General features: G+C 54.5%; 6 protein-coding genes and 1 pseudogene. 2 read left to right on the forward strand and 5 right to left on the reverse strand.

The features are described from left to right. Positions 1–59 precede the first annotated feature (59 nt). The gene (locus KTQ90_RS05480; RefSeq protein ID WP_217317515.1) at positions 60–1,595 is read left to right on the forward strand and encodes a sulfatase; all 1,536 of its coding nucleotides are present in this window, start codon (positions 60–62) and stop codon (positions 1,593–1,595) included. 106 nt (positions 1,596–1,701) lie between these two features. Here KTQ90_RS05480 and KTQ90_RS05485 read toward each other — a convergent pair whose 3' ends face one another. The 5 genes and pseudogenes from KTQ90_RS05485 to KTQ90_RS05505 all read right to left on the reverse strand — a co-directional run bounded on the left by KTQ90_RS05485 (position 1,702) and on the right by KTQ90_RS05505 (position 7,871). Continuing rightward, a complete protein-coding gene (locus KTQ90_RS05485; protein WP_217317516.1) occupies positions 1,702–3,345 on the reverse strand; it encodes a flotillin family protein in 1,644 nt (547 codons plus the stop codon). Between the two features lie 132 nt (positions 3,346–3,477). Then, positions 3,478–3,993: a hypothetical protein gene (locus KTQ90_RS05490; RefSeq protein ID WP_217317517.1), complete on the reverse strand. Its 516-nt coding sequence runs from the start codon at positions 3,991–3,993 to the stop codon at positions 3,478–3,480. A gap of 260 nt (positions 3,994–4,253) precedes the next feature. Next, positions 4,254–5,555, reverse strand: a complete 1,302-nt coding sequence (locus KTQ90_RS05495) for a uracil-xanthine permease family protein (RefSeq protein WP_217317518.1) — start codon at positions 5,553–5,555, stop codon at positions 4,254–4,256. Positions 5,556–5,673: 118 nt separating this feature from the next. Continuing rightward, a pseudogene (locus KTQ90_RS05500) lies at positions 5,674–6,244 on the reverse strand (virulence RhuM family protein). A 76-nt stretch (positions 6,245–6,320) separates the two neighbouring features. Then, the gene (locus KTQ90_RS05505) at positions 6,321–7,871 is read right to left on the reverse strand and encodes a YifB family Mg chelatase-like AAA ATPase (RefSeq protein ID WP_217317519.1); all 1,551 of its coding nucleotides are present in this window, start codon (positions 7,869–7,871) and stop codon (positions 6,321–6,323) included. A gap of 164 nt (positions 7,872–8,035) precedes the next feature. Between KTQ90_RS05505 and ruvB the strand changes: the two genes are divergently transcribed. Beyond that, a complete protein-coding gene (gene ruvB / locus KTQ90_RS05510) occupies positions 8,036–9,070 on the forward strand; it encodes a Holliday junction branch migration DNA helicase RuvB (RefSeq protein ID WP_022157504.1) in 1,035 nt (344 codons plus the stop codon). Positions 9,071–9,366: the final 296 nt, after the last annotated feature.

Below are 9,366 nucleotides of genomic sequence, written 5' to 3' on the forward strand. Positions count from 1 at the left end.
TCCTTCAAGCTAAGAGAAGAATCTGTTTAATCGGGTTAATTATTAAAAAACAAATCACTATGAATCTGAAACAAGCTACTATACTCGCGGCTGCCGCAACATTGGGCTGCGCTCCTGCACACGCCGAACAGCAGAAGCGCCCCAACATACTCGTGTTTCTCGTGGACGACATGGGATGGCAGGACACATCCGTGGCGTTCTGGGACCGCCGAACGCGATATAACGACATGTACGAAACGCCGAACATGGAGCGACTGGCAAGCGAGGGAATGATGTTCACGCAAGCGTATGCCTGCCCAATCAGTTCGCCTACGCGATGCAGTCTGATGACGGGCATGAACATGGCGCGCCACCGTGTGACGAACTGGACGCTGGAGCGCGACAAGACCACCGACCATGAGAGCGACGTGGTGACACTGCCCGACTGGAACTACAACGGCATAGCGCAGGTGGACGCCCTGAACAACACCGCCGTGGCGAAGTCGTTCGTGCAGATACTGAAGGACAGCGGCTATCACACCATCCATTGCGGCAAGGCGCATTGGGGAGCGAAGGACACGCCGGGCGAAAACCCGTGCCACTTCGGTTTCGACATGAACATAACGGGCACGGCGGCGGGCGGAGTGGCTACGTATCTGAGCGAACGCAACTACGGACACGACCGCGACGGCAAGCCCAACTCGCGTATGTCGACTCCCGGACTGGAGAAGTATTGGGGAACGGGCACCTTCCTCACCGAAGCACTGACGCAGGAGGCGATAGGCGCACTCGAAAAGGCGAAGAAATACAAACAGCCTTTCTATCTCTATATGTCGCACTACGCCGTGCACATTCCTATCGACAAGGACATGCGCTTCTTCCCGAAGTACGTGCGCAAGGGTCTTTCGGACAAAGACGCTGCTTACGCCTCGCTTGTAGAGGGCATGGACAAGAGTTTGGGCGACATAATGAACTGGCTGCAGCGCAACGGCGAAGCGGAGAACACCATCATCATCTTCCTCGGCGACAACGGCGGACTGGCGTGCAGCCCTGAGTTCCGCGAGGGCGAACCATTCACGCAGAACGCGCCGCTGCTCAGCGGAAAGGGCTCGCTCTACGAGGGCGGCATACGTGTGCCGTTCATCGTGAAGTGGGGCGACACCGTAAAGCCCGGCACACGCAACGCAAGCAGCATAATAATAGAGGACCTCTACCCCACTATACTCGACATGGCGGGCGCGAAGCAGTATAAAGTGCCGCAGACCATCGACGGCGTCAGCATCGTGCCCACGCTGAAGGGCAAAGCGGACAGCCGCATAGCCGACAGAAGCCTTATCTGGAACTTTCCTAACGTGTGGGACGGCTACGGACCGGGCATCAACCTGAACTGCGCCATACGTCGCGGCGACTGGAAACTGATATACTATTACGCCACTGGTCGCAAGGAGCTGTTCAACATTGCGCAGGACATCAGCGAGAGCCGCAATCTTGCTGAGCAGTATCCGGCGAAGGTGAAGCAGCTTTCGGCAGAACTGGGCAAGAAGCTGCGCAGCATGAACGCACAACGCCCGTCGTTCAAGACAACGGGCGCTGCATGTAAATGGCCAGATGAGTAAACAAAAGTAGCGGAGGTCTCCGGCCTCCGCAGCACCAAGTCGAACTAATCGTAAGACTATCTGCTGCGGAGGCCAGAGACCTCCGCTACAATCAATATTACTCTTTTTATTTTTTATCTGTTTTCTCTTCCTTCTTCTCCGTTCCTTCGTCCTTCTTCTCCGAATGAAGTATATTCTTCACGGTTTCGCCGATGGGCAGCTGGTCGAGAACGCCGAGACTTGGCGCTACGGTTTTCACGAGCGAGTTGAGGAAGTTGCCGGTTGCTCCGTCGCCACCGTCGAACACCGTGACGTTGCCAAGCTGCATCTTCTCGAACGCCTTCACCTGCTCGCCTGCAATCTCCTTCCACTGGTCAACCATCTTGTACTGGATAGCGATAGCCGGGTTGAGTTCGGCGGCTTTCACCATTGCCTGGAAGCCGTCAGCCTCAGCCAGGAGCGACATCTTCTTACCCTCTGCCTCGGCTTCGAGACGCATGCGTATCGCCTTTGCCTCAGCCTCAGCCTGCGCCAGCGTAGCCTTTGCCTTCGCTTCAGCCTCGCGTATCACCTTCTCTGCCACGGCGTCTGCCTGCAAGATAGCCTCCTGCTTAGCCACTTCTGCTGGCACAATCTTCTCTGCCTTCAGCGACGACTCCACCTTCAGAGCCTTCGCCTCCTCCACTTCCTTCTGCGCCTTCTCGCGTGCGGTCTGCACGGCAGCCTCCGAACGCGCAGCAGCTTCGCCAGCCTCCTTGTCGGCGTTTGCCTGAGTAACCGAGAGTTGGGCGTTGGAAAGCGCTATTTCTTTCTGCGCCTCGTTGCGACCGATAGCGGCTTTCTTTTTCGCCTCCGCCTGCTTAATCTCCATATCCGAGTTAAGCTCTGCGATGCGACTCTCCTTCGCCGTGTTCGCCTGCTCCACATTGATGTTCATTTCGGCCTCAGCGCGAGCCACCTGCGACTCCTTGTCGGCGTTTGCGAGCGCCACCTGCGACACACGCTCCTTGTCGGTCTGCGCAACGGATATCTCCTGCTCCTTGCGTGTGGAGGCGATAGCCACCTCCTGGTCCTTGCGAGTCTCGGCAACGCGTGTCTCACGCTCCTTAATCTGGTTCGCAATCTTTATCGCACCGAGCTTCTCCTGCTCCTCAATGTTAGCCTGAGCCTCGTTCTGCGCCTTCGATTCTGCCTCCTTACCGAGGTTGACGATATAGTTGGCGGCGTCGCGGATGTCGCTGATGTTGATGTTCATCAGATACAGACCGAACTTGCGCAGCTCGGTGTCGATATTATCCTTCACCTTGGCGAGGAACTTGTCGCGGTCGGAGTTGAGTTCCTCGATGGTCATGTCGGCGATGACGAGACGCATCTGTCCGTAAACCACGTCGGTGATGAGGTTCTGCTTGTCATCCATCGAGAGTCCGAGCATACGCTCAGCGGCGTTCTGCATCACTTCGGGGTCGGTACTGATGGCAACGGTGATGGTCGTGGGCACGTCTACGCGGATGTTCTGAGCAGAGATGGCACCCGTGAGCTTGCAGTCTATCTGCATCGGCTTCATCGAGAGGAAGTCGTAGCCCTGGATGATAGGCCACACGAAGGCAGCTCCGCCGTGGTAGAGTTTCGCCGACTTCGATCCGCCGGTCTTACCGTAAACGACGAGCACCTCGTCTGACTTGCACTTGCGGTAGCGCGAAAGAACACCAATGATACCGAGCAGCACGATTACGACGAGCAAGCCGGCGAGAAGGAAAATGTTTGATTCCATAGCATTTTTTTAGTTATTAGTTTTTAATTATTAGTTATTAATTTTTAGGCGGAGAAGATGAGGGAATAAGCATTTGTCAACACCTCAACACCACACCACCTCAACACCACACCATCTCAACACCACACCATCTCACTCAATATAATACTTATTGTCGCGGTACTCCTTTATCGTCACCACCTGGTCGGTCTTATAGTCGGTGTGTCCCGACTCCGACACCACATCGAGCTCGCGTTCCGCGCCGTCGCGCTTCACGAACACCGTATAGCGTCCGTCGCCAATATTGATATAAACCCTGCCAGCACGCCCAACGATATTCTGCGGACGCTCCGGCTTGCGCAGATTCTGCAGTCTGTACGCCAGCACGTACGAGTAGAACAGCACGAGCATGAACACCGCGCCCACCACCACAGCCAAAGCATACATCTGCCACGTGTCGCCGTCAAACAGCACACGCGTCCAGCCGAAGCCGATGAGAAAGTGGACGAGTCCCTTGAACGAGAACAGACTGCCAAGGTCGAAATTGGCATTGGCGTCGCCGTCCACGTCCATGTCCAAGTCGCCAAAGAACACGGAGATTACAAACTGAAGGAGGAAAATGCCGGTGGCTACCAGCGCGGTTAGCATAAAGATTTCGTGTGAGGTCATGTGGTTGTGGTTGTTAGGTTGATATGTTGAAGTGGTGAGGTTTTAGGTTGAGATGGTGAGGTGGTGAGGTTTTAGGTTGAGATGGTGAGGTGGTGAGATGTTGAGATTTGTTTGGATGATGTTGTGGAGTTGAGATGGTGATATATGCAAATGTCAACACATCAACATATCAACACCACAACACACTTCTCAACACATCAACATCTCACCACCACAACATCATTTCAACATCTCACCACCACAACACACTTCTCAACACCTTACTCCTCCTTCTTCGGGAGCAGCAAGTTGAGCAGTACAGCGAGGAGGAACACAACAGCGACGCAGTTCTCTGCGAACACCGTGCGCACAATCTCGGGGAATATCTTGAACATCTCAGTAGCCTGCGTGAAGCCGAGGCCCACGCTGAGCGAGAGACTCACGATAACCATGTTGCGCTGCGAGAAGCCCGTGCGAGCCATCATGCCGAAACCAGCATAAAGAATGCTGCCGAACATCATGATGGTGCAGCCGCCGAGCACAGCCTGCGGAATAGTAGTGAGCGCATGACCCACAACGGGGAACACACCGCCGATAATCATCACCAAAGCGCCGATGCCGATCGTGAAGCGGTTCACAACGCCCGACATAGCAGCCAAGCCTACATTCTGACTGAACGACGTGATTGGCGTACAACCAAACAAGCCCGACACGCTACTTACGAAGCCGTCGCAACTGATGGCTGCGCCCATCTCCTTTGTCTCAGGGTCGCGGTTCAGCGCACCGTTGCACAGCGCCGACGTATCGCCGATAGTCTCCGTAGCCGACACAAGATAAACAGCCACAACCGAGAGTATCGCACCGATGTTGAACTCCGGCGTAAACGGCATAAGACGCGGCATCGACACTACAGCCAAGCCCGAAATACCGCTGAAGTCGACCATTCCCATAAAACAAGCAAGGATGTAGCCCACGATAAGGCCCACAAGAACAGAAAGCGAACGAAGGAATCCCTTTGCGAAAACCTGGCAAAGAAGACAAGCGAGCAGCGTAACAGAACCCACAATCCAGTTGTTCAAGCTGCCAAAATCGGGCGAACCCATGCCGCCTGCAAACGAATTGGCTCCAATAGGCAGGAGCGAGAAACCGATAGCCGTAACTACCGTAGCCGACACGACGTGCGGAATGAGCTTTATCCAATACTTCACGAACAAGCCGAGCACGCCCTCAACAAGTCCGCCCACGATAACCGCACCGATAAGCGTGCCCATGCCGTATGCGCCGGCGATGCTGATGGCGAGCGAGAGGAACGTGAACGAGATGCCCATGACGATAGGCAGACGCGAACCGATGCGCCACACCGGGAACAACTGCACAAGCGTACCGATGCCGGCTATAATCATACAGTTCTGTATAAGTGCCGCACTGACCGCGCTGTCAAGTCCGACAACGCTTGCCAGAATCATGATTGGGGTGATGTTGCTGACGAACATCGCCAGCACGTGCTGCAAACCGAACGGGAGAGCCTTTCCCAACGGCACTCTACCGTCAAGCTGATAGAGATTCTCAATTGATTTTTTCATTGTGTGTATATAAACGTTTATTATAGATCAAAAAAATCGCAGAAACTTGTTTTTGATGTGCAAATATAGCGATTTATATTCAAAAACATACACACAACACTCACTATTATTACTACTTTTACTGATTCTCTCGGTTAATCAGGTTCACAACAACCTTCACCATTACATTCTTCTCCTCGGTTCTACTCTCGGCAATCATCAGCGTGAGCGCCACAAGTGTGTTGTCGGCAATGCGCTTGTGTCCGTCCTCGGCGTAAAGCACACGACATAAGGCGCACAACATCCTTCAGCTCGTTGTAGCGGTCGAGCTTTATCTGCTGATTGATGGCATAGCCCTTGATGAGGTATTGCTTGAGGACGGAGGTCGCCCAACGACGAAACGACGTTGCATTTTTACTATTCACTCTATATCCCACAGAAATAATCATATCAAGATTATAGTATGGAATCTCACGAACAATCTGTCGTTGACCTTCAATTCGAACCTGTGCATTTTTTGCACAAGTTGAAAATTCTTCTAATTCTTCCGACTTATATATATTACGAATATGACGAACTATTGAAGTTCTATCAACTCCAAACAGCTCCGCCATCTGACTCTGTGTTAACCACACTGTCTCGTTCTCCAACTTCACATTAAGCTGCACGCTACCGTCTTGCGAGCGGTATATTTCGATTGAATTGTTCATCTTTCTTTCCTTTCTACCGAGCTTAAATCAATCATAAAAAGACTAAAGCCCCTTTTACCTTTTTACTTTTTTACTTTTAATACATCCTGCGTTCCGCCCAGTCGCCACGGTCGAGGTTGCGGTAGCCAATAGCTTCGCTGATGTGCTGCACCTCCACGCGTTCTGAGCCGTCAAGGTCGGCGATGGTGCGCGCCACCTTGAGTATGCGGTTATAGGCGCGGGCGGAGAGCGAGAACTTCTCCATGGCGGTGCGCAGGAGAGCGATGGAGGCTTCGTCGGGCTCGGCGAACTGATGAATCATGCGCTCGGTCATCTGCGCGTTGCAGTGTACGCCCTTGAAGTCTTTGTAGCGGGCGGTCTGTATGTCGCGTGCCTTGATGACACGCTCACGGATGGCGGCACTCGGCTCGCCGGGCTGCGCTTTCGAGATGTCCTTGAACGGCACGGGCGTAATCTCGCACTGGATATCGATGCGGTCGAGCAGCGGACCGGATATCTTGCTCATGTAACGCTGTATCTGTCCGGGCGTGCAGCAGCACTTGTGCGTCGGGTCGTTATAATAGCCGCAGGGACAGGGGTTCATCGAGGCGATGAACATGAACGAGCAGGGGAACTCAACGGTATATTTCGAGCGCGAGATGGTTATCTTATGGTCTTCGAGCGGCTGACGCAGCACTTCGAGCGTCTGCTTGTTGAATTCGGGCAGCTCGTCGGCGAACAACACGCCGTTATGTGCCAGCGATATCTCGCCCGGCTGCGGGTTTATTCCGCCGCCTACGAGCGCCACTTCGGATATGGTGTGGTGGGGCGAGCGGAACGGGCGCTGTGAGATGAGCGACGTGCCGCGCTTCAGCTTTCCGGCAACGCTGTGTATCTGTGTCGTCTCCAGACTCTCCGAGAGCGACAGCGGCGGCAGAATAGAGGGCAGGCGCTTTGCCATCATCGACTTGCCCGAACCCGGAGGGCCTACCATGATAAGGTTGTGGCCGCCTGCCGCCGCCACTTCCAGCGCACGCTTCACGCTTTCCTGACCGCGCACGTCGGCGAAGTCGAGGTCGAAGCGGCTCTGCTGTTCGTAGAACTCGCGGCGTGTGTCGACGAACGTCGGCTCGTACACCTCACGCCCCGTGAGCAGCTTTATCACGTCCATGATGTTCTCCATGCCATACACCTCCAGATTGTTCACCACTGCCGCCTCGCGCTCGTTCTGCTTCGGCACAATCAGTCCCTTGAACTTCTCGGCTCTTGCCCGGATGGCTATCGGCAGCGCTCCCTTCACGGGCTGCAGCGTACCGTCGAGGCTCAGTTCGCCCACGAGCATATAGTCGGCGAGCACGTCGCTCGTCACGGCTCCGCTCGCGGTGAGTATAGCCATAGCCAGCGGCAGGTCGAACGAGCTACCCTCCTTGCGCAGGTCGGCAGGCGCGAGGTTGATGGTGATGTCTGCGTGCGGAAACTTATATCCGTTCACCTGCAGCGCCGACGCTATGCGGTCGCGTCCTTCGCGCACAGCGGTGTCGCCGAGTCCGGTCATGCGATACATCACGCCGGGCACGATATTCACTTCAACGGTTACGGTGGTTACGTCGAGGCCGTTAACGGCTGCGGAATAAGTCTTTACGAGCATAGTTCTATCTGGGTTTTAACGGGTTAATAGTGCGCAGCACTTTCACAAATCGGAAGTGCCTATTGACTACAAATTTAGTTGTTTCGTTTGTTTTATCCAAGTATATGGCGTTTTTTCTGCCAAAAATATACTAACTTTGTACAAAACAGATTATCCGATACAACATGGAAGAAGATTTCGACATACGTCAGGAGCAGGGACGCAAGGGCGAGAAGGACTTTGAGAACGCTCTGCGACCGCTGCGGTTCGGCGATTTCAGCGGACAGCAGAAGGTGGTGGAGAACCTCGAAGTGTTCGTCGAGGCGGCGAAGTACCGCGGCGAACCGCTCGACCATACGCTACTGCACGGCCCCCCAGGACTGGGCAAGACAACGCTTAGCAACATCATAGCCAACGAACTGGGCGTGGGCTTCAAGATTACGAGCGGACCGGTGCTCGACAAGCCGGGCGACCTCGCCGGCATCCTCACTTCGCTGGAGCCGCGCGACGTGCTCTTCATCGACGAGATTCACCGTCTCTCGCCGGTCGTGGAGGAGTATCTCTACTCGGCGATGGAGGACTACCGCATCGACATCATGATCGACAAGGGTCCGTCGGCGCGGTCTATACAGATCGACCTCAACCCGTTCACGCTCGTGGGTGCCACGACGCGCAGCGGACTGCTCACGGCGCCGCTCCGTGCGCGCTTCGGCATCAACCTCCACCTGGAATACTACGGACCGGAGATGCTGCAGAAGATCATCAAGCGCTCGGCGATGATTCTGAAGGTGCCCATCGACGACGATGCGGCTATAGAGATTGCGCGCCGCTCGCGTGGCACGCCGCGTATTGCGAACGCTCTGCTGCGCCGTGTGCGCGACTTTGCGCAGGTGAAGGGCAACGGACGCATCGACCGCGACATTGCGCGCCTATCGCTCTCGGCGCTCAACATCGACCAGTATGGTTTGGACGAGATCGACAACAAGATTCTGCTCACCATCATCGACAAGTTCCGCGGCGGACCGGTCGGCGTGTCTACCATAGCCACCGCTATCGGCGAGGACACGGGCACCGTCGAGGAGGTGTACGAGCCGTATCTCATCATGGAGGGCTTCATAAAGCGCACGCAGCGCGGACGTATGGTGACGCCCCTCGCCTACCAGCATCTCGGACGACCGATGATCGGCAGCAATGCTGTGGAGCCGGGACTGTTCGACTAACTCTCAACTGGAATGGCATACTTTTTGCCAAGACGATATTTGCACGATTTGACCGCTCATATCTCGCGAAAAATCAAAAACAAAATCCTTAGTCGATTTTTCGCGAGTTTTGAGCGTGCAGCCGTAAGCGTTTGTCTTACAGCATATTGTAGCGTTTTCTCTAAAAGTGTGCAATTTTAGCCTTAGCAAAACACAACTTATCGTGAGACTTTACAGTGTAAAAGCATAGGTTTTACCTAGTGAAAGTACATATAAAAAGTGTTTGAGAGAAGAATGAGGAAAGTTTACTGGTTATC

This window comes from Leyella stercorea (genome assembly GCF_019052365.1).
Lineage (GTDB): Bacteria > Bacteroidota > Bacteroidia > Bacteroidales > Bacteroidaceae > Prevotella.